22 protein-coding genes, 2 pseudogenes and 1 riboswitch are annotated in these 23,967 nt (G+C 39.6%); of the genes and pseudogenes, 21 read left to right on the top strand and 3 right to left on the bottom strand.

Annotation, left to right across the window (positions count from 1 at the left end; genetic code table 11):
• Positions 1-6 precede the first annotated feature (6 nt).
• Both SB717_RS04785 and SB717_RS04780 read left to right on the top strand, forming a co-directional pair.
• Complete coding sequence (locus tag SB717_RS04785) at positions 7-975, top strand: tripartite tricarboxylate transporter substrate binding protein (RefSeq protein ID WP_410903350.1); 969 nt, start codon at positions 7-9, stop codon at positions 973-975.
• Positions 976-1,109: 134 nt separating this feature from the next.
• A complete protein-coding gene (locus tag SB717_RS04780; RefSeq protein ID WP_074679039.1) occupies positions 1,110-1,289 on the top strand; it encodes a hypothetical protein in 180 nt (59 codons plus the stop codon).
• A 31-nt stretch (positions 1,290-1,320) separates the two neighbouring features.
• Here the strand turns inward: SB717_RS04780 and SB717_RS04775 are convergent, their stop codons facing one another.
• Positions 1,321-2,193 (bottom strand): LysR family transcriptional regulator, encoded by an 873-nt coding sequence (locus SB717_RS04775; protein ID WP_074679037.1) that lies wholly within the window; start codon positions 2,191-2,193, stop codon positions 1,321-1,323.
• A 140-nt stretch (positions 2,194-2,333) separates the two neighbouring features.
• Here SB717_RS04775 and SB717_RS04770 point away from each other — a divergent pair, with 140 nt between their 5' ends.
• Positions 2,334-3,452, top strand: a complete 1,119-nt coding sequence (locus SB717_RS04770; protein ID WP_410903349.1) for an AbrB family transcriptional regulator — start codon at positions 2,334-2,336, stop codon at positions 3,450-3,452.
• Positions 3,453-3,517: 65 nt separating this feature from the next.
• Positions 3,518-4,291, top strand: coding sequence for a class I SAM-dependent methyltransferase (locus SB717_RS04765; protein WP_074679033.1), 774 nt, complete (start codon positions 3,518-3,520; stop codon positions 4,289-4,291).
• A gap of 34 nt (positions 4,292-4,325) precedes the next feature.
• Here SB717_RS04765 and SB717_RS04760 read toward each other — a convergent pair.
• Positions 4,326-4,946, bottom strand: a pseudogene (locus SB717_RS04760) (ABC transporter permease); the annotation flags it as partial.
• Between the two features lie 265 nt (positions 4,947-5,211).
• On the opposite strand from SB717_RS04760, the gene SB717_RS04755 reads away from it, so the two are divergent.
• The 9 genes from SB717_RS04755 to SB717_RS04715 all read left to right on the top strand — a co-directional run bounded on the left by SB717_RS04755 (position 5,212) and on the right by SB717_RS04715 (position 15,607).
• Positions 5,212-5,799, top strand: coding sequence for a TetR/AcrR family transcriptional regulator (locus SB717_RS04755; RefSeq protein ID WP_182006567.1), 588 nt, complete (start codon positions 5,212-5,214; stop codon positions 5,797-5,799).
• Positions 5,800-5,934: 135 nt separating this feature from the next.
• Positions 5,935-7,422: an aldehyde dehydrogenase family protein gene (locus SB717_RS04750; RefSeq protein ID WP_074679029.1), complete on the top strand. Its 1,488-nt coding sequence runs from the start codon at positions 5,935-5,937 to the stop codon at positions 7,420-7,422.
• 25 nt (positions 7,423-7,447) lie between these two features.
• Positions 7,448-8,824, top strand: a complete 1,377-nt coding sequence (locus SB717_RS04745) for a putrescine aminotransferase (protein WP_074679027.1) — start codon at positions 7,448-7,450, stop codon at positions 8,822-8,824.
• A 122-nt stretch (positions 8,825-8,946) separates the two neighbouring features.
• On the top strand, positions 8,947-9,903 hold the full coding sequence (gene speB / locus SB717_RS04740; RefSeq protein WP_074679025.1) for an agmatinase: 957 nt from the start codon (positions 8,947-8,949) through the stop codon (positions 9,901-9,903).
• 299 nt (positions 9,904-10,202) lie between these two features.
• Positions 10,203-11,582, top strand: coding sequence for an APC family permease (locus SB717_RS04735; RefSeq protein WP_074679023.1), 1,380 nt, complete (start codon positions 10,203-10,205; stop codon positions 11,580-11,582).
• Between the two features lie 116 nt (positions 11,583-11,698).
• Entirely contained in the window at positions 11,699-12,355 is a 657-nt protein-coding gene (locus tag SB717_RS04730) for an HAD family hydrolase (protein WP_176547829.1), read from the top strand.
• Between the two features lie 170 nt (positions 12,356-12,525).
• The gene (locus SB717_RS04725; RefSeq protein WP_074679019.1) at positions 12,526-13,470 is read left to right on the top strand and encodes an ABC transporter substrate-binding protein; all 945 of its coding nucleotides are present in this window, start codon (positions 12,526-12,528) and stop codon (positions 13,468-13,470) included.
• Between the two features lie 79 nt (positions 13,471-13,549).
• The gene (locus SB717_RS04720; RefSeq protein WP_410903348.1) at positions 13,550-14,584 is read left to right on the top strand and encodes a FecCD family ABC transporter permease; all 1,035 of its coding nucleotides are present in this window, start codon (positions 13,550-13,552) and stop codon (positions 14,582-14,584) included.
• 6 nt (positions 14,585-14,590) lie between these two features.
• Positions 14,591-15,607, top strand: coding sequence for a FecCD family ABC transporter permease (locus SB717_RS04715; protein ID WP_074679015.1), 1,017 nt, complete (start codon positions 14,591-14,593; stop codon positions 15,605-15,607).
• Between the two features lie 26 nt (positions 15,608-15,633).
• Here the strand turns inward: SB717_RS04715 and SB717_RS04710 are convergent, their stop codons facing one another.
• Entirely contained in the window at positions 15,634-16,239 is a 606-nt protein-coding gene (locus SB717_RS04710; protein ID WP_410903347.1) for a DUF3231 family protein, read from the bottom strand.
• Positions 16,240-16,457: 218 nt separating this feature from the next.
• Here SB717_RS04710 and nei point away from each other — a divergent pair, with 218 nt between their 5' ends.
• From nei to SB717_RS04670, 8 genes and pseudogenes are all read left to right on the top strand, one after another.
• Positions 16,458-17,276 carry an endonuclease VIII gene (nei, locus tag SB717_RS04705; protein ID WP_410903346.1) on the top strand — a complete coding sequence of 273 codons (819 nt, stop codon included), beginning with the start codon at positions 16,458-16,460 and terminating at the stop codon, positions 17,274-17,276.
• 119 nt (positions 17,277-17,395) lie between these two features.
• Positions 17,396-17,539 (top strand): annotated as a pseudogene (locus SB717_RS04700) (enoyl-CoA hydratase); the annotation flags it as partial.
• The gene (locus SB717_RS04695; protein ID WP_410903345.1) at positions 17,520-17,864 is read left to right on the top strand and encodes a hypothetical protein; all 345 of its coding nucleotides are present in this window, start codon (positions 17,520-17,522) and stop codon (positions 17,862-17,864) included. The pseudogene SB717_RS04700 and the gene SB717_RS04695, both read left to right, overlap by 20 nt.
• Positions 17,865-18,020: 156 nt before the next feature.
• On the top strand, positions 18,021-18,926 hold the full coding sequence (gene murQ / locus SB717_RS04690; RefSeq protein WP_410903344.1) for an N-acetylmuramic acid 6-phosphate etherase: 906 nt from the start codon (positions 18,021-18,023) through the stop codon (positions 18,924-18,926).
• Positions 18,927-18,938: 12 nt separating this feature from the next.
• Positions 18,939-19,793, top strand: a complete 855-nt coding sequence (locus SB717_RS04685) for a MurR/RpiR family transcriptional regulator (protein ID WP_034654100.1) — start codon at positions 18,939-18,941, stop codon at positions 19,791-19,793.
• Between the two features lie 87 nt (positions 19,794-19,880).
• Positions 19,881-21,242 carry a PTS transporter subunit EIIC gene (locus SB717_RS04680; RefSeq protein WP_098620721.1) on the top strand — a complete coding sequence of 454 codons (1,362 nt, stop codon included), beginning with the start codon at positions 19,881-19,883 and terminating at the stop codon, positions 21,240-21,242.
• Entirely contained in the window at positions 21,239-22,249 is a 1,011-nt protein-coding gene (locus SB717_RS04675; protein WP_410903343.1) for a MupG family TIM beta-alpha barrel fold protein, read from the top strand. The genes SB717_RS04680 and SB717_RS04675 overlap by 4 nt, the downstream gene beginning before the upstream one ends.
• A 218-nt stretch (positions 22,250-22,467) precedes the next feature.
• Positions 22,468-22,570, top strand: a riboswitch (TPP riboswitch).
• Positions 22,571-22,684: 114 nt separating this feature from the next.
• Complete coding sequence (locus tag SB717_RS04670; RefSeq protein WP_410903342.1) at positions 22,685-23,962, top strand: acetylornithine deacetylase; 1,278 nt, start codon at positions 22,685-22,687, stop codon at positions 23,960-23,962.
• Positions 23,963-23,967: the final 5 nt, after the last annotated feature.

Below are 23,967 nucleotides of genomic sequence, written 5' to 3'. Positions count from 1 at the left end.
GTATATATGATCAAAAAGCTCATGATAGTGTTTATAAGTGTATTGCTTGTTAGCTGTTCTTCTCCCTCTAAAAAAGACCGTATTGATATGGGGGAAATTGAAATTGTGGCAGCCGGCGCAAAAGGCGGAGGAGCAGATGCAACAGTAAGAGCCATTCAACAGGTGCTAACGGAAAAGAAGATTGTGAAGGTACCTGTTTCTGTTAGTAATAAAATAGGTGGGCAAGGTGAAGAAGGATGGAAATATATTAAACAGAGAAAAGAAGGGAATATTGTTTCCGGAAATTCCAGCTTACTGATTACAAATAATTTGCTAGGGCAAAGTCAATTAACCTATAAAGACTTTACTCCGCTCGCTATTTTAACATCTGAATGGGAGGTCATCGTAGTCCCTGCTAACTCTCCTATATATAATTTAAAACAGCTCATACGCACGTTAAATCAAAGTGAATCCAGCATGAAAGTGGGAATATCACCTCGCTTAGGAAACGACGATCATTTATCGTTCATGCAGCTAAATAAAAAAGCAGGCGTAGACTCTTCCAAGCTTGAGTTTTTCGTTTACAGCAGCAGTCATAAAGTGATTGATGCGCTTGTTCATCATCAGCTAGATGTAGCACCCATGTCATTATCAGAAGTAAAAAAGCAGTACGAACAAGGGCAGGTAAGAATACTCGCCGTGTCTTCTCCCAAAAGGCTAGAAGAGCTAAAAGAGATACCAACGTGGAAAGAAGCGGGAATTGACGTAACGTTTAGTCATTGGAGAGGTCTAATGGGACCGCCTAATATGACGAAAGAACAGGTAGCATATTGGAATAAGACAGTTTATGAAATGGTTCATACAAAAGAATGGGAACTGCTGCTTAAAGATAACGATTTAACCTCTTTTTATAAAAATAGCAGCGGTGCTAAGGTGTTTCTTGAACAGCAAAGCAAGCTGTATTCAGACTTAATGGGCGGAACAAATGATGAATAAATATAATAGAAAGAGGTTGGGATAAAAGGATTTTAGAAGCAGTGAAAAACGAACCATTGATCAAGACTTTTGATTCGTGGTTCGTTTTTTTGTTTTGGTGAGCATAGTTTTATCTGTTTCGTTCCTTCTAGCAGTTGATTGGAGGGCAAGACGAAGACTCCTGCGGGAAAAGCGGAACAGGTGAGACCCCACAGGAGAGTAAGCGACGAGGAGGCTCACCGGCCGCCCGCGGAAAGCGAAGTCTTGCATGGAAATCAACTGCGGCGTCAAAAGCAGTTCAGTTCATATATCTCATTTGTACGTCTTTAGATTAAATTCATTTCGGTATGTCTCAACCTCTTTCTATCAGTGTACATCTTTTAAATCCAAGTTTTGAATGAACTCAATAAAAGCTTTTACGATGTTAATTTTTAATGAATCCTCATGATAAAACATCCATGTGCTGCGCGTTAAAGGCTGCTGCTTTTTTGTTTTTAACGTGTATCTGTAAATCTCTGCTGCATCATCAAGCAGCATACTCGGCAAAATCGCATAGCCCAGTCCGTTTACAACCATCTTTTTACATGTTTCTGCTTTATCTACTTCAATGCTGACAAGGGGAGGCTGAGAGTAGTTTTCAGCCCACCAGTTATCAACGGATGTTTTTAAAAAACGATCTTGATGATAGTCAATCCGAGGTAGATTGGGAAGGTTGTTTATGTCAACAGGCTGTGCAGACGCAATACAAATTGTTTCTTTAAAAAGCAGCTCTTTCTGATCTTGCCAGTTATAATCACCTTTTACAAACGCAATATGAACATCGTGCTTATAAAGAAGATGAGCCATGTCGCTGCTCCATCCGGTCGTGACTTTGAATTCCACGTCGGGAAACCGCTCTTTAAATAAGCGTAATAGCCCAGGGAGTTTGTAGTCAGTAAAAAAGTTAGACACTCCTAGACGTAAAGTGCCGGTTAATTGATCATCCATGTTTAACACATTTTCTTTTATTTTTTGAACCGTAAGCAGCATTTCTTCTGCGCACTTCACTAAATATTCTCCCTGCGGTGTAAACTGAACTCCGCGGCGCCCTCTGTTCACGATCTGAACATGAAATTCCTTCTCCATCTGCTGCAGTCTATGCGTAAGCGCAGGCTGAGATATAAATAGCTCCTTGGCTGCTTTTGTAATGTTTTTTTCTCGATACAACACTTGTAGAATAAGCCAATCTCGATCGTCCATACTACCCCTCCAGAAATAAAAAAAATGAATGGTTTATAATAAAATTTCGATATTTTAATTATCTCTAAAATTATACTATAGTTAAGAAGAAGAATGTTCGGTGTAAGGAAGAAAAGCCTTGTAGAAGGAAGGAAGTAGGTATGAACGCAAGAGTTGTTTTTTTACAGTCTATATTTTTTATTCTATTAACAAGCATAGGAGGATTTCTTTTATCTTTAACAGGTTTATCCATTGGCTGGATGCTTGGGACCCTCATTTTAGCTGCTATTCTAGCTTTCCGAAAGCCGCGTTTTTTATCTCAAACGAGCAAAAAAGGTATTCCAAAATATTGGCTGTACGCAGGACAGTGTATTTTAGGGATTGAATTAGGTCAAAAGATTAACTTGTCTGTATTAACTACGTTTCAATCTCACTGGTCCACTATTACGATCATGCTTTTGCTGTCCGTTGTTTTTTCTCTTTTATCCGGTTATTTGCTATGGAAGTTCAGTTCCACAGACTTATTAACAAGCTTTTTCGGCACGACTCCTGGAGGAATGAGCGCAATGCCAGGCATGGCTGAAGAGGTAGGAGCCAATACGGCAGTTGTAAGCATTATTCAAACAATGCGTGTGTTTTTAGTTGTGCTTGCTGTTCCTTTATTTGTGGTCTATTGGGGAAGTAATACAGGACGGCATGCAGTGTCAGTTACTCCAAGTGTTTTTCAATGGGGATCACTGTTATGGACAGGCGTTTTAATCGTTACAGCAGTAGTAGGCTATTATATAGGAAAAAAATTAAAATTTCCTGCTCCTTGGTTAGTAGGAGGGATGCTTACTGTTGCGATTGTTCAAACAGCTGCTTCATCGTACGTAGGGTATAATCTTCAAGCATACTGGCCTCATTCCGTGATGATTTTATCGCAAATTTTTATCGCTTCAAGCATTGGTTCTCGCTTTCATAAAGAAATGTTTATTGGCGTAAAAAAAATTATGGTTGTTGCGCTTATTAATACAATCGGCTTGATCGCTGCTATGTTTGTTTGTGCACTAGCAGTCTCCAAAATAACTGGAATTGAGCTTATCACGTCTATTTTAGCGTTTGCTCCTGGAGGCATTGCAGAAATGGCGACTACATCCATTGTACTGCAGGCTGATTCGACGTTAGTAGTAGCGGTCCAAGTGCTTCGGATTTTAACCATTTGGCTGCTTCTTCCTCCGCTGTTTCGATTGTTTCATCAGTGGGGAGAAAGAAAAAGAATACATTCACACGTTTCATAATAAATATGTGAATGCACTAGGCAAAGTAAGAGAGAGTTTTAAAGAGGGAAATGGGGGGAGAATAGATGAGTAATAAAGAAATGGTGGTCAGTCAGTTCGGGGGGAATGCTGGAAAGTATGTCAAGAGTAAAGGTCATGCAAAAGGCAAAGATTTAGCTGTTTTAGCGGAAATTGCTGAAGAAAATAGAGGAGGAAAGCTGCTTGATGTAGCGACAGGAGGAGGACACGTAGCAAATAAGTTAGCACCTGTCTTTCAAGAAGTAACGGCTTTTGACTTAACTCCTCAAATGTTGCAAAGTGCTGAAGGCTTCATTAAAGAAAATGGTTATGAAAATGTATCGTTTGTTCAAGGAGATGCTGAGAATATGCCATTTCAAGATGACGAGTTTGATACGGTAACGTGCAGAATTGCACCGCACCATTTTCCTAATGTTAAACAGTTCATCAAAGAGGTATACCGAGTGTTGAAGCCAGGTGGACAGTTCTTGCTCATTGATAATGTAGCACCGGAAGTGAATGCTTATGACGAGTTTTACAATCGAGTTGAAAAGACAAGAGATCCAAGCCATTACCGTGCTTATAAAAAAACAGAGTGGCTTTCTATGCTTGAAATGCAAGGATTCCGTACAGAAGTGCTGACAACTTTTCCAAAGCGCTTTTTATTTGATGACTGGTGTGGGATGATGAATGTTTCGGAAGAGACAAAGCGTGAGCTTACTCAATATATGCTGAATATACCAAGCGGATTTAAACAGTTTTTCGATATCAAAACGAATCAACAGGGAATTGAATCGTTTCAAGGAGAAGCAATCTTTGTAGCCTGTTACAAAAATAAATAAAAAGAAGCCAACTCGGGTGAGTTGGCCTCTTTTTTTACTTATGCTCGTTGGTTTGAACGATTTCCAAAATATTGCGTAATACGGTCATAATCGCTAAAATAACGATTGAAATTCCAGCTTCAAAGCCCGTGCCGACTTCAAGTCGAGAAACTGCACGATATACTTCCGCACCAAGTCCCGGAGCACCTACAAGAGAGGCAATAACGACCATTGAAAGAATAGCATGATGCTTTGGTTAATTCCTGCCATAATTGTTTTTGTAGCTAATGGAAGCTGTACTTTAAATAACTTTTGTTTTGTCGTTGAACCGTAGGCATTTGCTGCTTCTACTAAGTCAGCGGGTACTTCACGAATACCTAGGTTCGTTAAGCGAAACGTCGGAGGCATTGCAAAGATAACAGATGAGATAACACCTGGCACCACACCGATTCCAAAGAAGAAAAGTGCTGGAATCAAATAAACAAATACGGGCATTGTTTGCATAAAGTCTAAGATTGGCGTAATAATGCGAGCCGTCTTTTCGCTTTCAGATGCCCAAATGCCAAACGGAATTCTACTATAATCGAAATCAGTACGCTGGTTAAAACGAGGCTAGTGTGCCCATGGTTTCTTGCCAGTAGCCAAGATTAAGAATAAATAATAGACCAATCATCGATTTAATAAAGTTATTTTTCAGTAAGAATAATTGATTAAAGAGCTTTGCATCAGCTTTTACCTTGATTTGTAAAAAGAAGAAAAATAACAGTGAGACATAGAAGCAACGTGAGAGAAAATTGCTACAATAAAAAAATATTTTTGAAGCCAGAATACGGATGAATTTTTGATTGAATTTAAATATTCAGAAATTTTCTCTTGCATAATTTCAGCTTCTTATAGTAAAATGAATGAAAGTCATTCATTTTATAGGTGGAGGGAAAGATTTGGTTACAAGCACAAGTGAAAAATACGATAAAATTTTACAGGCAGCGATTGAAGTCATATCTGAAAAAGGACTTGATAAAACATCAATTTCAGACATTGTAAAGCGTGCAGGCGTAGCACAAGGGACTTTTTATCTTTATTTTAGATCTAAAAATGCTCTTGTTCCGGCTATTGCAGAAAACTTACTTTCTTTGTCACTTGAAAAAATCAAAGAACGAGCTAAAACTGCAACGGATTTTTTAAGTACATTAGAGGTAATGATTGATGAAACGTATAAAACAACAGATGAGTATAGGGATGTTCTTGTTTTATGTTATTCAGGGCTCGCTTTTGACTATTCATTAGAAACATGGGAAGCAATTTATTTACCTTATTACAACTGGTTTGAAGAGGTATTAAATCAGGCTGTTAGAAAGAAAGAAGTCATCAAGCAGCTTAACGTTAAATGGACAGCTAAGACGATGATTAATTTGATTGAAAACGCTGCCGAACTTTTTTATATCGGGCGAGAGCAAGATGTCACACTTCAGCAATCAAAGGAAGAACTTTTTCAATTCTTAAAGCGTTCTCTTGTCCCATCCGTGTAATATTAGCACTGCTGATATTACACCTATTAAAATGACTGACATTCATTCAAAACATACAATTAATTATCAGAATTATAAGTCTTCAAAGGTTTAAAATGACTGACAATCAGTCGTTATTTAATAAGGAGGTATCTTATGGATCGTACAGCCGTTAAAACTTTAACCTTGAATATGTACATAAACGGAGAGTGGAGAAAAGCAGAGAAGCAGCGTCCTACTGTTAATCCAGCTACAGGTGAAGTGATTGGATATGCTGCAGAAGGCAGCGCAGAAGATATGAAAGCAGCAATTGAAGCAGCACGAGAGGCTTTTGACAGCGGAATTTGGTCTGAGACTTCTGCATCTGAAAGAGCAGCCATCTTATTCAAAATTGCCGATAAGCTTGAGGAAGCGAAAGAAGAACTAGCAGCATTAGAAACAATGGATAACGGAAAGCCATATCGTGAAGCTGAGGCTGATGTGGAAGATGCAGCTGCTTGTTTTAGGTATTACGCTGGGTTAATTACAAAGCCAGACGGTCAAACGTACAGTGTTCCAGCACCTATGCAAGCAATGGTTATAAAAGAACCAATCGGCGTGTGCGGATTGATAGTACCTTGGAATTATCCGCTATTGATGAGCGTGTGGAAAATTGCACCTGCTTTAGCTGCAGGTAATACGATTGTATTTAAACCTTCTGAAGTGACACCAGTTACTCCTACAAAACTTTTTGAGATCTTAGAAAGCGTAGGATTGCCAAAAGGAGTAGCAAACCTTGTTATGGGAGCCGGAGATACTGTGGGAAATACGCTTATTCAAGATAAGCGTGTTGATAAGATTTCTTTTACAGGCGGAACGGTAACTGGAAAACACATTATGCGTCAAGCAGCAGAAAATGTAACGAAGGTTTCTTTAGAACTTGGAGGAAAGTCACCGAACATTATATTTGCGGACGCTGATTTTGAAACAGCTGTAGATTATGCCTTATTTGGAATTTTTGCAGGGAGTGGCCAAATTTGCGCTGCAGGTTCTCGTATTTTAGTAGAAGAAAGCATTGCTGAGCGATTTATCGAACGTTTTGCAGAACGTGCTCAGAAAATTAAAGTAGGAAATGGAATGGATCAAGAGATTGAAATGGGTCCTCTTGTAAGTGAAGAACATATGAAAAAAGTATTAAAGTACATCGAAATTGGGAAGCAAGAAGGCGCCCGCCTTGTATGCGGAGGCAATCGAATCACCAGCAGTGGATTGGAAAAAGGATTCTTTGTAGAACCTACGGTTTTTAGTAGCGTTACGTCAAATATGAAAATTGTGCAAGATGAAATCTTTGGGCCCGTTGTCGTTATTCAAACGTTTAAAGATGAAAAAGAAGCTATTAAGCTTGCGAATGATACGGAATATGGTTTGGCAGGCAGCGTGTTTACAAACGACGGTGCAAAAGCTCTTCGGGTGATTAAAAAGCTGCGTGCGGGTATCACTTGGGTAAACACGTACCATTTTACGTTTAATGAAGCGCCTTGGGGCGGATATAAGCAGAGCGGAATTGGCCGAGGATTAGGCACGTTTGGTTTGGAAGAATTTCAAGAAGTAAAACAAATTAACATTAACTTACAAGTAGAGCCAATCGGCTGGTTTAAAAATTAAAAAGTAGAGAAGGAGCGATATTAACATGAATACAGTGACGAAAAATCAAGAGGTAAACAAAGCATACGGTGAAGTAAACGAATATATCAACAAAGTGCTGGGACTTATTGAAAAAAGCGAAGTGTCAGCTGAAGAAGCACAGTGGATTACGAAAGAAACAGTAGACGGATTTCGCGAGCATGTCAACCCAGGCTTTTTAGAATATCGTAAAACAGTAACGGTGGATACGCAGTTTGCAGCTGTTGAATGGTCAGATGAAGGGTCTTGTTTTACTGATGTAAACGGTAAAAAATACATTGATTGTTTGGGCGGGTTTGGAATTTATAACGTGGGGCACCGTCATCCTAAAGTAGTCAAAGCTGTTCAAGATCAGCTTCAGCGCCAAGCGCTTCATAGCCAAGACTTATTAGATCCACTTCGTGCGATGCTTGCTAAAATTTTAGCAGATATTACACCGGGGGATTTGAAGTATTCCTTTTTCACAAACAGCGGAACAGAAAGTGTAGAAGCCGCTTTAAAATTAGCGAAAATGTATAGTGATCGAACGACGTTTATTTCTACAACACGTTCTTTTCATGGAAAAAGTCTAGGTTCTTTATCAGGTACTGCAAAAGGGATGTTCCGTAAACCATTTCTGCCGTTAATTCCAGGTTTCCGTCACGTACCGTTTGGTGATATTGACATGATGCGCAAAACATTTGAAACGTGCGCGCTTGTAGGAGAAGATGTGGCTGCTGTTTTATTAGAACCAATTCAAGGAGAAGGCGGCATTATTCTTCCTCCTGAAAATTATTTGAAAGAAGTGCGTGCACTATGTGATGAGTACGACGCTATCTTAATTTTTGATGAAGTTCAAACAGGCATGGGACGCACCGGTGAAATGTTTGCATCAGAATTATACGATGTTGTACCAGATATTTTATGTCTTGCTAAAGCGTTTGGAGGAGGAGTTATGCCTGCTGGCGCGGTTGTAGCAAAAGAAAAGGTGTTTTCAAGCTTCTTTGATAATCCATTTATGCACACAACAACGTTTGGAGGCAATCCCCTTGCCTGCGCAGCCGCTATTGCAACTATTAACGTATTGATCGAAGAGCAGCTGCCAAACCGTGCAAAAGAGCTAGGGGAATATTTCCTTGCTGGTTTAAAGAAAGCTGCTGAAAACCATGGAGATAAAGTACTTGAAATCAGGGGACAAGGTTTAATGATTGGGATTGAGTTCCACCAAGATGAAATTGGCTACGCGCTTTCTAAGGGAATGTTTGATGAAGGAATTCTAGTAGCCGGTACGCTTGTAAACTCCAAAACAATTCGTATTGAGCCGCCGTTAACTATTTCAGCGGAAGAAGTAGATCAAGTTATTTCTACATTTGAAAAAGTATTAAATAAGCTGAACCACCAATAAATGTAACAAGGAGCAATGAGTATGAGTCGGCAAACGTTTCTTATTCCCGTGTTGCTTTCGATGATTTTAGTAGTATAAATGCCTAGTGACTAACTGAAATCATTGAAACGGAGGAGGAAATTATGAAATATCCATTGTCCCCAGATGTCAAACCAGAATTTTGTACAACGGGCTCATTTATGAGGCTTCCAGCGGAAAGAGAAAATGCAAAAGTAGGGCTAGTAGGGATGCCGTTTGATACGGCAGCATCTTTCAGAGTAGGTGCACGATTTGCACCTCAAGCCATTCGGCAAGCTTCCATGACGCTGTTTCCGTATCACCCGGTACACGATGTATATCCATTCGATGATACAAACGCCATCGACATCGGTGATGTGCCGGTTATTCCTCATAATATTCACAGAAGCTATGAATTGATGGAAGAAGCGGTAGGAGCTCTTATGGATAGAGGGATTGTTCCGATTGGAATCGGAGGAGATCATTCGGTTACTTTAGCAAGCCTTCGTGCTGCTGCTAAAAGATATGGTCCAGTGGCTATGATTCATTTTGATTCCCATACAGATACGTGGGATACGTATTATGATGAAAAATATTGGCACGGATCCCCTTTTATACGCGCATATGAAGAAGGACTAGTAGATCCAAAGAAGGTTTTTCAAGTTGGTATCCGCGGAACATTAAATCATCCGGGAGATGTTCAAGAAAGCAAAGACCTCGGTTATCATGTTGTGACAGCAGGAGAGCTTGAACATAAGGGGTTTTCAGTGATTTTAGAGCAAATGAAGACAGCGATTGGAGATACGCCGTGCTTTTTAACATTTGATATTGATTTTGTTGATCCTTCTTGTGCACCAGGAACGGGAACGCTTGAAGTAGGTGGATTCAGCAGTAGAGAAACGCTGCAAATGATCCGTTCTCTGACGGGATTTAACTATGTTGGATTTGACTTGGTAGAAGTGCTGCCTTCTTATGATCCAACGCAGATAACCTCTTTGCTTGCAGCTACAATCATTCATGATTTTGCTAGTTTAGTTGCAGTGAAAACGAAAAGAGAATCATTGGATACGATGATTGAATAACGGTTTGTAAGCAGAAATCCCTCTTATTCAGAGGGTATTTCTGCGTTGGTATAGCAGGAGATTAGGAACATATAGCTATTTAAAATAAAGCGCTTTCATAATATGATAGAAGAAAAAGCTAGTTTGTTAGCAACCCTTACCAACTTAAAGAAATAAATCATATATTTGCTATAGTAAATGTAACAACTCTTTATATAAAAATGAATGAAAGTCATTCATTTTTATATAAAGAAATGAAATACAGGCATTTATGGATTTAATTGTCAGAATGTTCTTAATAAAACGAAGGGGGAAGATAAATGAAACATGAAACAGTAACATTAAAAAGGTCGTTGAAATTATGGCAGATTGTATTAATGGGGATCGGATATATGACTCCGATGGTAGTGTTTGATACGTTTGGGATTGCGTCTGATATGACGAATGGACACGTTCCCACATCTTATATCATAGCCCTTGTCGGGATGCTTCTCACGGCAGTAAGCTACAAAAAGATGATTCAAGTATTTCCAAATGCAGGGTCAGCTTACACATATACGCAAAAGACAATCAATCCGCATTTAGGGTTCTTAGTTGGCTGGTCTGCACTAATGGATTATCTCTTTTTACCGATGGTTAACGCACTTATTTTTCAAATTTATTTATCATCTATTTTTCCTTCGGTACCATCGTGGATTTGGGTTGTCAGCTTCGTCATTATCGTTACGCTGCTAAATTTACGAAGCGTTAATTTCACCGCCAATTTTAATACGTTTCTTGTTATATTTCAAATGACGATTTTAGTATTGTTTGTTGCTGTTTCAATCAAAGCCTTGCTAGGCGGAATGGGGGAAGGAACTCTTTTTTCTATGAAGCCTTTCTTTAATCAGAACATGACGTCATCAGGGCTCATAGCGGGAGCTACACTTATGTGTTTTTCCTATTTAGGGTTTGATGCAGTGGCCATGTTATCAGAAGAAACGCCTAATCCTAAAAAAACGATTCCGCGAGCTATTTTTTTAGTTGCGTTAATTGGAGGAGTCATGTTTACCGTGACATCTTATTTTATTCAAGCGGTTTTTCCAACGTTAGAAGGATTCAAGCATCCAGACGCTGCGGCTCCTGAAATTGCTATGTATGTGAGCGGTACGCTGTTTCAAATTGTCTTTTTAGCTGGAGGAATTGCAGGCACATTATCATCAGGCATGTCATCGCATGCAAGCGTTTCGCGTTTATTATACGTAATGGGACGCGATCGAATTTTACCTCAGTCATTTTTTGGTTATGTTCATCCTAAGCTGCGCACTCCCTCGCGAAATATTGTATTAGTCGGAGTTGTATCAGCAACTGCCATTTTCTTCAGTCTGGCAACGGCTACGTCATTTATTAATTTTGGAGCACTCATTGCGTTTTCTTTTGTTAATATTTCGGTTATTGCGCATTATGCTGTTCGTCAAAAGCAGCACCGATCGGCTAAGGGTTTTTGGTCATATATTGTGATGCCATTACTAGGAGCAGCGGCGATTGGGGTTTTATGGCTTAACTTGGAGCGCAATTCATTTTTACTTGGTATTGGCTGGGCGATTGCGGGTTTAGTTTATTTGGTGTATGCAACGAAAGGTTTTAGAAGGCAGCTGTCTTCTATTGAGTTTAAGGAAACAGAAGAAATGTCACCTTTGATGAAAGTCGGAGAAAAGTAAGGATAGAAACTACCTATTTAAGCCTATCTTATTAAAGAAGCCACATTTATGGATTACGTATTTTGAACGTGTTACTATGTAAGAACGATAAGATAGAAAAAGGTAGGTAAATTATGATTAAAGCAGTTGTGTTTGATTTTGATGGATTAATTATTGATACAGAATCAGTGTGGTACGAGGTGTACCGCGAAATGTTAGAAGACAGGGGAGTAGATCTACCGATTGCAACGTTTGCTTCTTATGTGGGAACGGATGCTACGGCACTTTACGATTATTTGCTTCAGCAGTTTAACAATGAGTTCACGAAAGAGGAACTGGCTCAAGAATCGTTAAGACGTCATCAAGAAAAAATGAAATCATTAGTAGCCCGAGAAGGTGTAGCAGAGTACTTGGCAGAAGCAAAAGAACTTGGATTAAAAATTGGTTTAGCAAGCAGCTCATATCGCGACTGGGTAACAGCATTTTTAAGAGAGCTAGATTTGCTGCACTATTTTGAAGTCATTCAAACGCGCGATGATGTAGAAAAAGTGAAGCCAGATCCGGCTCTTTACCGAAATGTAATTGAAAAGCTAGGAGTAGAACCCTCTGAAGCTTTAGCATTTGAAGACTCTTCTAATGGGGCAAAAGCCGCCATGGCAGCAGGCTTGCGCTGTGTGATTGTACCAAATCCATTAACTAAACATCTGTCATTCGAAAGATATCACTTACATATCGAATCGATGAAAGAGAAAAGTTTAAAAGAAGTAATTCAGTATCTTTGTATTGAAGATTAAAAAGAAAGGACGCTCCTGCTGCGTCCTTTCTTTTTTATAGAATAGATACAATTTTTTAATTAAAAATAACGAATCAGCTTGTTTAAATAGATAAAACTGATATAATGATAACGATTATCAGTTTCAAGAGTCAATTATCTACATAAAGATACAAGCAGGAGGAATGACATTTGAATAAGAAAAAAATAGGACTGCTGGCTTTTATTACAATGCTGGCAATCGGAATGCTTATCGGCTGCAGCAGCACGAATAAGGAAAATTCAGCTGATGAAAAAAATGAAAAAACAAGAGTGGTCAAACATGAGCTTGGAGAGACAAAGGTAAAAGAAAATCCAAAGCGAGTAGTCGTATTAGAGTTAGGTTTTATTGATGCATTGTTAGATGCTGGTATCAAACCTGTAGGAGTAGCTGATGATGATAAAGCAGAACAGCTTATTGATAAAGATGTACTAAAAGAAATCAAAGGATACAAATCAGTTGGCACGCGAGCACAGCCAAGCTTGGAATCGATTAAACTGCTGAAGCCAGATTTGATTATCGCTGATTCAGAACGTCATAAAAATGTATACAAAGAATTATCGAAAATTGCGCCAACGATTGAACTAAAAAACTTAAATGCTAATTACGATGATTTACTAAATACAGAGGTAAAAGTAGGAGAAGCGGTTGGCAAGAAAGCAAAAGTTGAAAAAGTGGTAGAAGAGCATAAGCAAAAAATGAAGGATTTAAAAGCAAAAGCGCCAAAAAATCCGGGCAATGTACTTGTTATCGCTGATGCAAATGGTAATATTAATGCTAGAACTTCAAATTTCTTTACAACGGGTGTTCTTGAGCAATTAGGCTTCAAAAATGCATTAACAGATCCTACAAAAGAGTACAGTGTAAAAATGACAATGGAACAGCTCGTAAAAGCAGATCCAGACAAACTCATTGTTATGCGAAATGAAAAAGGTCATACGCCTTTAGCGAAACAGCCATTATGGAAAGAGCTAAAAGCGGTTAAAAATAATCAAGTGTATGAAGTTGATGTATTTAAATGGTCTCTTCGCCGAAGTGTACAAGGTGCAAATGGTATTGCAGATGAAGCAGAAAAGTTATTATTTGAAGGCAAATAATAACGAGGAAAAGAACAATCCAGCGGGGTTGTTTTTTTCTTTTTACTGAATTTTCAAATGAAAGGAGGCGCAGTCTACTATGAAAGCTGTTCACGGTTTATCCAAAAGAAACAAATCTCCACTTCGTATAATAGCTATTTTCCTTGCGGTTATTATTCTTTTACTGATTTCAATGTTTTTATCTATTTCCATCGGTTCTATACATATTTCTTTTGAAACGATTAAGCAAGCTTTACTAAATTTTGACGGGTCAAAAGAACAATCTATTATTCAAACCGTCCGCCTGCCTCGCCTATTGGTAACGGCATTTGTTGGTGCTAACTTGGCAGTCGCCGGAGCGTTGATGCAAGCATTAACTAGAAATCCATTAGCTTCTCCAGGTATTTTTGGTATTAATGCCGGGGCCTCAGCGGCAATGGTATTTTTAACGGTTTTAGTACCGGGTGTAAGCATGATTGGCGGGGTATTTGGTGCGTTCTTAGGAGGGGCCTTTGCTGCTGTTATTGTTTACGTCATGAGTTCGTTGATTAAAGGAGGCGACAGTGATGTAAAACTTGCTCTAACAGGTGTTGCTATACAAGGTATGCTTATGTCTCTCACGCAAACGCTACTGATTTTTAATGAAAGCAAAACAGAAGGCGTTATGTTCTGGCTCACCGGTTCAGTTATTGGACGGGATTGGGGACATGTTCATGTATTGCTTCCTTTCAGCATCGTAGGTCTGCTTGTTGCCTTTGGTTTGGGAAGAGCATCTTCTTTGTTGTCTTTAGGAGATGATGTAGCTAGAGGACTCGGACAGCGAGTCTTTGCCATTAGAGCGTTCACTGCAGTTGTCGTGATTGTATTAGCTGGTGTTTCAGTGGCTATTGCGGGTCCTATTGGATTTGTAGGGCTGGTTGTTCCTCACATGGTGCGCTATTTAATAGGCGTAGATTACCGAGTTGTTTTGCCAATGAGCGCACTGCTTGGTGCATCTTTATTGCTATTAGCAGACGTATTGTCGCGATTTATTACATACCCGTATGAGACCCCTGTAGGTGCAGTAACAGCACTGCTTGGAACGCCGTACTTTATTTACTTAGCGAGACGCAAAAAAACAGAAAGGAAGGCATGAGTATATATGCAGACTGTCAATAAAACAAAAAAGCAGCCATCTCGATTCAAGTCTGTCGGCCTGTTTATCATTCTTTCTGTCTTAATTATAGCGCTGAGCGTGATAAGCCTTAGCTTAGGAGACATTAACATGCCTCCTCTAGACATTATTACGTCTTTTATTGGCATTGGCGATCCTGACTTGACGTCTATTTTGGTAGAATTTCGCCTGCCTCGTATTTTGCTGGCTATTTTAACGGGAATCGGCCTAGCTGTGTCCGGAGTCGTCGTACAGTCTATTATGAGAAATCCGCTGGCTAGTCCAGATACATTAGGTCTTTCAAGCGGATCAGGATTAGCTGCTGTTGCAGTCACTATTTTACTGCCTTTAGCAAGCCCATCTGTTTTATCAGCCGCTGCGTTTGCAGGAGGCTCGCTTGTCTTTGTAATCGTCTATTTGCTTGCTTATAAAAAAGGAGTAGAACCTATTCGATTTGCATTAATAGGTGTAGCGGTCAGCGCTTTTTGTTCATCCGGTATTCACTTGTTAATTTCAAAAGCGAACCCAAACGTAAATGCAGCACTGATTTGGCTGAGCGGCAGCTTATGGGGAAGAACATGGGATCAATTAATTGGTTTACTTCCCTGGATAATTATATTATTACCGCTGATTTGGCTGTTAGCTGCCCGATTAGATTTAATTCATTTAGGTGATGAAGTGGCTCGAGGACTAGGGGCTAGAGTAGAGTTAATTCGTCTAGTATTACTAGCAAGCGCAGTGGCAATGACGGCTGCTGTTGTATCGGTTGTTGGCACCATCGGCTTTGTAGGGCTTATTATTCCTCATGTGGCCAAACGGTTAGTGGGACCGAGACATAAACAACTAATTCCTACAGCCGCTTTACTTGGCGCTTTGTTTGTACTAGCAGCAGATTTGATTGGGCGAGGAATTGCTCCCCCGATTGAAATTCCGGCCGGATTAATCATTGGCATTATCGGCGCTCCGTATTTTCTTTATTTATTGTGGAGAGAATCTAAAAAATAAGCTCGCGCTTTAGCGCGAGCTTATTTTTATTCCAAATGAATTTTTGGGAATGGAATATGCGGAGGATCTTCTAGCCATCCTTGTTCAATGCTTATTCTTGATACTTCTTTGGCGTATTCCAAAATTTCAGTCGTGAAGTTTGTATAGTTTAAAGCGAGATCTAAACGCGGGCTTGTTGACATCGCAAGCCCGTAACCACGTACATTTTCAGTAATCATCGCAGCTAGGTGAAACATCATGAGTTTTTCTGAAAATGGAGGAACGGAAGACTTTTCTACTCCGTAATCCCACTTCATTGTGACCGGTATGTTTTCTACCATTAGCGGTTGTGACAGAGATTCAATATGCTGCTGCACAAGTTCTCTACCCTTTAATAAAAAAGCTTGAATGTTCTGAGAAGGAGCTATTTGAGCAACTCCTAAAATTAAATCTTTTGCAATTAGATTTGTCTGTATACTTGATACGATATGGGAAATTTCAATGACGGTTAACGGCCGCTTTTCATCAAAATAGCTCCCTAAGAAAAGCTCTTTGTCGTTCATATCAGACGCATCTGCAATAGGAATAGGAGGAAGTTCTATAAAAGTTTGTTTTTCTAACAACAAATCTGTAATCGTTTGGTTAATTAACAAGTTTCTAAAAGGTTATCAACTAGTATAAGTCAAAGGAAGTAAGATAAACACTATAGAAAGTAAAAAAAGGTATCAACATTTTACTATAAGAGTAACCGTCATGCATAATTTAAAGGTTCTTTTAGGAAAAGAAGAGCTCAACCGCTTCTTTCTTGCAAAGCAGAAATAAAACCGAAATAATAAATGAAGAAAGTCAGGCAAGAAAGGAGTTTCATTATATGCCAGAAGGTCCAGAAATTAGACGAGCAGCTGACGAAGTGGAAAAAGCGATTATCGGTCTTCCCGTCAGCGAGATATGGTTTGCTTTTCCATATTTGCAGCACTATGAAGAAGTATTAACAGGAGCTCGCATTAAAAGAGTAGATACAAAAGGAAAGGCTATGCTCATTCGTTTTGACAACGGCTATACCATCTACTCACATAATCAGCTTTATGGAAAATGGTATGTTCGTTCATCTTACAATTATCCATCTACAAACAGACAGCTGCGCCTTGCGATTCATAATGAAAAAAAATCAGCGCTGCTTTATAGCGCTTCTGATATTGAAGTATTGCGTGATGAAGAAGTTCCAGCTCATCCTTTTGTATCAAGAGTTGGTCCTGATATCTTAAGTGAAGAAGTAGCGGCAGGTGAGCTTTTAGATCGTTTTTATTCTAAACCATTTTACCGCAGAAAATGGGCGTCGCTGTTGTTAGACCAAAGCTTTATAGCTGGGATTGGAAATTACTTGCGAAGTGAAATTTTATTTGTAGCGGGAATTAACCCTGCAGCTCGTCCCGTAGACTGCACGGAAGAACAGCTTAAAAAGGCAGCTGACGCAACCATTTCTCTTGTACAACAGTCCTACAAAACAGGTGGCATTACAAATGATGTAAAGCTTGCTGAAACGTTAAAAAAGAAAGGGCAAAAGCGCTCTGCATACCGCCACTGGGTTTTTAACCGTGAAGGAGAAGCTTGCCGAATTGACGGCACGCCTATCTTAAAAGTGCAGGCTGCTTCTAGAAGGCTTTATTACTGTCCTACTTGTCAAAAATAGCAGGATATATTTATTCTGCTATTTTTTTGATACATGAAATGAATGACTGTTCATTTTTTGATATAGTTAAAAAGTAAAGTCATAATCTTAAGGAGATGGATAAGATGGAATGTAAAGCAGGAGATACAGTTACGTGTGAATGCATATTAACTGAAGTAGAAAAAGCAGATGGTTTTCAAAAAGTGAAAATTAAATCAGCATATCGAAATCAACAAAGTAAAGGAGTACTGATAGGGACAAGTAATGGAATTATTAGAGATTAAAATGAAAACGTTAACAACCGTTAAAGATGCAGCGTATAGTGATGAAGATGATGCGTACGTCGTACAAGTCGAAATTCAAGGATTTAACGATGCAAGTGTATTAGCAGAAATCATGACACCACTTGCAGAAAAATATCAGGCGGGTGAGCTGAGTAACGAGCAGTTAGTAAACGAACTTATTGACGGAGTAGCAAAACGCTATCGTGAGCCAGTTGAATTACTTCCGGCAAAAACAGTCCCTGTACACGTCGTAAGAAATGGTGAAAAAGATTACGAAGTTTTAATGCAAGATGAGTATCTGTTAATATTTGCTCAACAATCATAAATAGACATAAAAAAAGACTTCAGCTATATGCCTGAAGCCTTTTTTTATGTCTATTTAAAATATAATTTTAAAAAATAAAATAAATTATTGAAATTATATTTTAAAAAAATTATAATAACCATAACTTCACTTCATGATGAAAAAGGAGCCGAAAAGATGAATGAACAGCTTACGTTATTAATAACAGAGTCTCAAAACAAGCAGACAATGAAGATAGATACAGCTAGTACAAAAGAAATTTTAAACGTAATGAATACAGAAGATCAAAAAGTGGCGCTGGCTGTGCAAGAAGTACTTCCAGACGTAGAGGTGGCAGTTGCATTTGTAAGTGAATCGTTTCAAAAGAAAGGCCGGCTTATTTATGTAGGCGCAGGAACAAGCGGACGACTGGGAGTATTGGATGCTGTTGAATGTCCGCCTACTTTCAGTACCAATCCCAATCAGGTACAGGGATTGATGGCTGGAGGAGAAAAAGCATTTGTTAAAGCAGTCGAAGGTGCTGAAGATAAAGAAGAATTGGGAGCAGCAGATTTACAAAAAATTCATTTGAATGAACGAGACACAGTCATTGGAATTGCTGCAAGCGGACGCACTCCTTATGTGATTGGTGCATTAAGATATGCAAAATCTGTAAAAGCTAAAACGGTGGCTTTGTCTTGTAATGGTAATTCGCTTATTGGAAAAGAAGCGGACCATAGTATTGAGGTAGTAGTAGGTCCGGAAGTGCTAACAGGTTCCACAAGGTTAAAAGCGGCAAGCGCTCATAAAATGATCCTCAACATGATTTCTACCGCGGCTATGATTAAAGTAAGAAAAGCGTACGAAAACTTAATGATAGATGTTCATGTGAGTAATGAAAAGCTTAAAGAACGGGCGATAGGTATTATTTGTAAAATTACAGGTGTTTCTTATGAGCAAGCAAGTCAAACGCTTGAAGAAGCAAATAATGAGGTAAAAACAGCAGTCGTTATGATCAAAACAAATGAAATTTATGACACCGCGAAGTTGTTACTGAATAATGCGGGCGGTTATGTGAGAAAAGCGATTGAACATTACGTATAAAGGAGAGAAACGATGTCAACAGGCGGATTAACGATGATTAAAAACACGGTGGCTAAGCTTCCTGATTCGGAGAGGAAAATTGCTGAATATATTTTAAACAACCCGCATACTGTGGTAAACAGTACGGCTGGAGAATTAGGTAGACTAGCGAATGCGAGCAGTGCTGCTGTTATTCGTTTGTGCAAATCTATCGGTGTTAGCGGGTTTCAAGAATTAAAGGTAAGAGTAGCCGGTGATTTAGCCAGAGATACGGAGCAAGGATACCGCGATATTGAAACAAATGAAACGATTCAATCTATTGTCAAAAAAACGGCAAGCAACAGCATTCAAAGTCTAAGTGATACGGCCGAGCTTGTGAATTATAAAGAAGCAGAGCGGGCTGTTTTGGCGCTGATTGAAGCCAAAAACATTCATTTTTTTGGAATCGGTGCTTCACATATTATTGCTATAGATGCGCAGCAAAAATTTCTTCGAATTAATAAAAATGCCACGGCTTTTGCAGATAGCCATTTAGCAGCTACACTCATCGCAAATGCAAGTAAAGACGATGTAGTTGTGGGTATTTCTTTTTCAGGGGAGACTCCTGAAGTAAGCAACGTCTTATCTTTAGCTAAAAACCGCGGAGTAAAGACGATTAGCTTAACAAAGTACGGACAGTCCACCGTTTCGTCTTTAGCTGATATTTGTTTGTATACGTCTTATTCTCAAGAAGCGCCGTTTCGAAGCGCAGCTACATCATCTCGTTTAGCCCAGCTTTACGTGATTGATGTGTTATTTTTAAGTATTGCAGCGCAGCAGTATGACCAGACGATTGAGTATATTGACAAAACAAGAGATGCCATTCAGTTTTTGAAAGGTAAGAAATAAAAAGAAAGCGATTACAAAAAGGGGATTTTGTGGTCTGTTTCCTCAGTGGCGTATCCATCTAAGAGGAAAATACAAAGGGGGATTAACATGTCTTTAGATAATCATCAACTAGCAAAGGCTGTTTTGGAGATGCTTGGGGGAGCATCCAATATTGAAGCGTATACGCATTGTATGACGCGGCTGCGTGTGACGGTAAAAGATGATTCAATTGTAAAAAAGACAGATATACGAAAACTTGAAGGCGTGCTTGGATTAGTGGAAGAAGAAACGCTTCAAATTATTATTGGTCCCGGTAAAGTGAACAAAGTAACAGAGGAGTTTGGAAAGTTAATTGATGAATCCGGCGGTATTAACTTAGAAAATCGTGCAGCACAGCGGAAATCGGAGCTGAAAGAAAAAAATGCAACTCCGTTTAAGCTCTTGCTTCGCCGAATTGCAAGCATTTTTATTCCGTTGATACCTGCTCTTGTAGCATCTGGACTTATCACCGGAGTAACAAAAGCAGCGGTTCAAGCGAAGTGGCTTCCGGCGGATTCACAGATTGCTATTCTTTTAACGGTTATCGGAAGCGGCTTATTTGCTTATCTTGGTATTTTAGTAGGTATCAATGCTGCAAAAGAATTTGGTGGTTCACCAGCTCTAGGAGGCTTAGCGGGTATTTTAGTCATTAATCCTGCTGTAGCTGATATTAAACTTTTTGGTGAAGCCCTTTTGCCGGGACGGGGTGGCTTAATTGGCGTGTTGCTTGCAGCAATCTTTATGGCCGTAGTGGAAAAACGAGTGCGTAAATTTGTCCCTCAGTCATTGGATATCATTATTACACCAACCGTTACGGTGTTAATTACCGGAATTATTACGTATGTAGTATTCATGCCAATCGGAGGCTTGATTTCCGATGGAATCACAAAAGGTCTTTTAGGAGTTTTAGAGGTTGGAGGAGTTGTAGCAGGCTTTGTGTTAGGGGCAACGTTCTTGCCTCTCGTCATTACGGGACTGCATCAAGGTCTTACTCCTGTTCATTTAGAGCTTATCAATTCAATTGGAGATGATCCGCTTCTTCCTATACTAGCCATGGGCGGAGCCGGTCAGGTCGGTGCAGCTTTTGCTATTTATATCAAAACAAAGAAAAAACGTTTAAAGCGAGCAATTGGAGGTGCACTTCCTTCAGGGCTGCTCGGAATCGGAGAACCGCTTATTTTTGGAGTCACACTTCCTTTAGGGCGTCCATTCTTAACCGCTTGTCTTGGAGCTGGAATCGGCGGAGCGTTTCAGGCGCACTTCCATATTGCAACTGTAGCAGTGGGAGTATCAGGTTTGCCGCTTACGTTTTTAGTTCATGCGCATCAAATTCTTCTTTATTTACTGGGATTAGTTATTGCTTACGCAGCAGGCTTTGTTTGTACCTATTTCTTTGGATTTAACGATGAAATGGCGGGGGAGTTTGAATGATTGGCATTTCGTTTTATTTAAATGATAGTGATGCCAAAAAAAGATTAATAGAAGCAAGCGAGTGCGGCGTCACACGTGCATTTACTTCGCTTCACATTCCAGAAGAAAAAGGAAATTTGGCTGAACGGGCAAAAGAATTGCTTCATGTGGCTAGAGATTGTCGAATAAGCGTGTATGCAGACGTATCCAAGCATACGCCGGTTCATTTAGGTATTGAAAGCCTTATGACTCTATCTTCACTTGGCGTATCTGGTATTAGACTAGACGATGGCTTTAGCGCAGAAGAAACTCTTTCGCTTGCGAATGAATTTTATATTGCTGTTAATGCAAGTACGATATCCAAACAAGAAGTTGAAGCACTCTTATATGCTGGTCTTCATCATCATCAGCTGCTTGCATGGCATAATTTTTATCCGCGGCCTGAAACAGGGCTTGAAGAAACATTTTTTCAACAGCAGACAGATTTATTTAATGAACTTCGTATTCCAGTCTGCGCTTATATTCCGGGAGAAGGCAAAAAAAGAGGCCCTATTTATCAAGGTCTTCCTACTAGAGAAAAAGACCGTAATAAATGTCCTTTTACCTCTGCAGTAGATTTATACGAATGCGGAGTAACAGAGGTTTATATTGGAGATCCATACGCCGCATCAAGTTTATTAAAGCGTTTAGTTCAATATCAAGAAAATCGCATTATTCCGCTACGCATTCGTTCACCTCATATAGATGGAACGTACAGCGTGCGTCCGGATGTATCAAGAGACGTTCTGCGTTTGGTTGATACTCGATCTGTAAAGCCAGTGCCGCCATTTCATACAGTAGAACGCAGAATCGGAGCAATTACAATGGACAATGATGGCTACGGGCGTTACAGAGGAGAGGTTCAAATAGCTAAAACCAATTTGCCTGCAAATGCTAATGTCAACGTGATTGGGTATGTGATAGAGGAAGATCATGAGCTGCTTTCATTAGTGAGACCGGGACAAAAACTTGAGCTTATTACTGTCTAAATGGAAAAACGGTGTATTTTTAAAAAAGCCGATAGCTAACTAGTAAGTTTATGAAAGTAAAGAGCACACACTGCTTGAAAAAGGTGTGTGCTCTTTATTTTACTAAAAAGGAAACTATTTTCATTGCTGAATCATGAACCTTTCTATTGAATAAAACGCTTTACTATGATAAAACTATTACAGGTAAACATATAATAATAGATAATCTTATAGAGATACAACACCACTAGGGGTGCTTTCGAAGCTGAGAGAGACGAGAAGTCTTAACCCTTATAACCTGAACTAGGTAATACTAGCGTAGGAAAGAGGTATTGTAATGGATGTTTTGTATGGTATTTCCTTACGAACTCGTTATAATAATTTTTTGTATATAAACAAAAACACTTCTTTCCTGCGAAAGAAGTGTTTTTTTATGCGTAAAGGAAGGTGTCATACATGGAAGAAACAATTGATTTGCTTGTCAAACAGGTAGAGGAGCGCAAAGGGGAGCTAATCCAGTTATTAAAAAAACTTGTTTCATATAAAACGCCAGCGCCTCCTGCACGAAATTCTCATGAAGCGCAGCTGTACGTAGCGGATTTTCTTAAAAACTGCGGTTTTTCCATCGATATGTGGGACTTATATTCCAACGATCCTATTGTAGTGGGCACATTAAAAGGACAAAAATCAGCTGACTATCAAAGCTTGATTATTAACGGGCATATGGATGTAGCTGAGGTACAAGAAAATGAAGAGTGGGAGACAGACCCGTTTGAAGCTGTCGTGAAAGACAATAAAATCATCGGACGCGGAGTTGCTGATATGAAAGGCGGCTTGGCAGGGGCATTATTTGCAGTTCAGCTTCTAACAGAAGCAGGAATTGAGCTGCCGGGAGACTTGATTTTTGAATCCGTTGTAGGAGAAGAAGTAGGAGAGGCAGGTACGCTGCAATGCTGTCAGAAAGGGTATACAGCTGATTTTGCGCTCGTAGCGGATACAAGTGATTTACATATTCAAGGTCAAGGCGGAGTGATCACGGGATGGATTACGATAAAAAGCAGTAAAACCTATCATGACGGTACACGCCGAAGTATGATTCATGCTGGAGGAGGACTCTTAGCCGCAAGCGCTATTGAAAAGATGGCAAAAGTGATCGGAGGGCTGCAAGAATTGGAGCGTCACTGGGCTGTTACAAAGAGCTATCCAGGATTTTTGCCAGGTACAAATACGATTAATCCAGCAGTAATCGAAGGTGGAAGACATGCTGCGTTTGTTGCAGATGAATGCAGGCTGTGGATCACCGTTCACTATTATCCAAATGAGTCGTACGACCAAGTATCAAAAGAAGTGGAAGAATATATTATAGCTATTGCAAAAGCAGATCCATGGTTAAAAGATAACCTGCCAACCTTTGAATGGGGAGGCACATCGATGATTGAAGACAGAGGAGAAATCTTCCCGTCATTAGAAATTGATGAAAATCATGCAGGAGTACAGCTGCTTGCACATACTCATGAACAAATGGAAGGGAAAAAGCCTCCAATTGATGTGTCAACTAGCGTAACAGACGGGGGATGGCTAGCTGATGCGGGAATTCCGGCAGCTATTTACGGCCCGGGAAATTTAGCAAATGCACATGCTGTGAACGAACAATTAGATATGAATCAGCTTATTCAATATACAAAAGTGATGGTGCAGTTCATTTATACGTGGCTGCATACGCATAAGGAGTGATCATC

The sequence above is a fragment of the Priestia sp. SIMBA_032 genome (assembly GCF_046535215.1).
Taxonomy (GTDB): Bacteria; Bacillota; Bacilli; order Bacillales; family Bacillaceae_H; genus Priestia; species Priestia aryabhattai.
Note: the sequence above shows the minus strand (reverse complement) of the source record. Positions and strands in the feature narration are given on the sequence as shown.

Excerpts from the sequence above, each read along its gene's own strand:
- SB717_RS04770 (WP_410903349.1), top strand. The coding sequence starts at position 2,334 with ATGAACGCAAGAGTTGTTTTTTTACAGTCTATATTTTTTATTCTATTA.
- SB717_RS04735 (WP_074679023.1), top strand. The coding sequence starts at position 10,203 with ATGAAACATGAAACAGTAACATTAAAAAGGTCGTTGAAATTATGGCAG.
- SB717_RS04785 (WP_410903350.1), top strand. The coding sequence starts at position 7 with ATGATCAAAAAGCTCATGATAGTGTTTATAAGTGTATTGCTTGTTAGC.
- SB717_RS04775 (WP_074679037.1), bottom strand. The coding sequence starts at position 2,193 with ATGGACGATCGAGATTGGCTTATTCTACAAGTGTTGTATCGAGAAAAA.
- SB717_RS04745 (WP_074679027.1), top strand. The coding sequence starts at position 7,448 with ATGAATACAGTGACGAAAAATCAAGAGGTAAACAAAGCATACGGTGAA.
- SB717_RS04670 (WP_410903342.1), top strand. The coding sequence starts at position 22,685 with ATGGAAGAAACAATTGATTTGCTTGTCAAACAGGTAGAGGAGCGCAAA.
- nei (WP_410903346.1), top strand. The coding sequence starts at position 16,458 with ATGCCAGAAGGTCCAGAAATTAGACGAGCAGCTGACGAAGTGGAAAAA.
- SB717_RS04750 (WP_074679029.1), top strand. The coding sequence starts at position 5,935 with ATGGATCGTACAGCCGTTAAAACTTTAACCTTGAATATGTACATAAAC.
- SB717_RS04680 (WP_098620721.1), top strand. The coding sequence starts at position 19,881 with ATGTCTTTAGATAATCATCAACTAGCAAAGGCTGTTTTGGAGATGCTT.
- SB717_RS04685 (WP_034654100.1), top strand. The coding sequence starts at position 18,939 with ATGTCAACAGGCGGATTAACGATGATTAAAAACACGGTGGCTAAGCTT.
- SB717_RS04675 (WP_410903343.1), top strand. The coding sequence starts at position 21,239 with ATGATTGGCATTTCGTTTTATTTAAATGATAGTGATGCCAAAAAAAGA.
- SB717_RS04765 (WP_074679033.1), top strand. The coding sequence starts at position 3,518 with ATGAGTAATAAAGAAATGGTGGTCAGTCAGTTCGGGGGGAATGCTGGA.
- speB (WP_074679025.1), top strand. The coding sequence starts at position 8,947 with ATGAAATATCCATTGTCCCCAGATGTCAAACCAGAATTTTGTACAACG.
- SB717_RS04695 (WP_410903345.1), top strand. The coding sequence starts at position 17,520 with ATGGAATTATTAGAGATTAAAATGAAAACGTTAACAACCGTTAAAGAT.
- SB717_RS04720 (WP_410903348.1), top strand. The coding sequence starts at position 13,550 with ATGAAAGCTGTTCACGGTTTATCCAAAAGAAACAAATCTCCACTTCGT.
- murQ (WP_410903344.1), top strand. The coding sequence starts at position 18,021 with ATGAATGAACAGCTTACGTTATTAATAACAGAGTCTCAAAACAAGCAG.
- SB717_RS04715 (WP_074679015.1), top strand. The coding sequence starts at position 14,591 with ATGCAGACTGTCAATAAAACAAAAAAGCAGCCATCTCGATTCAAGTCT.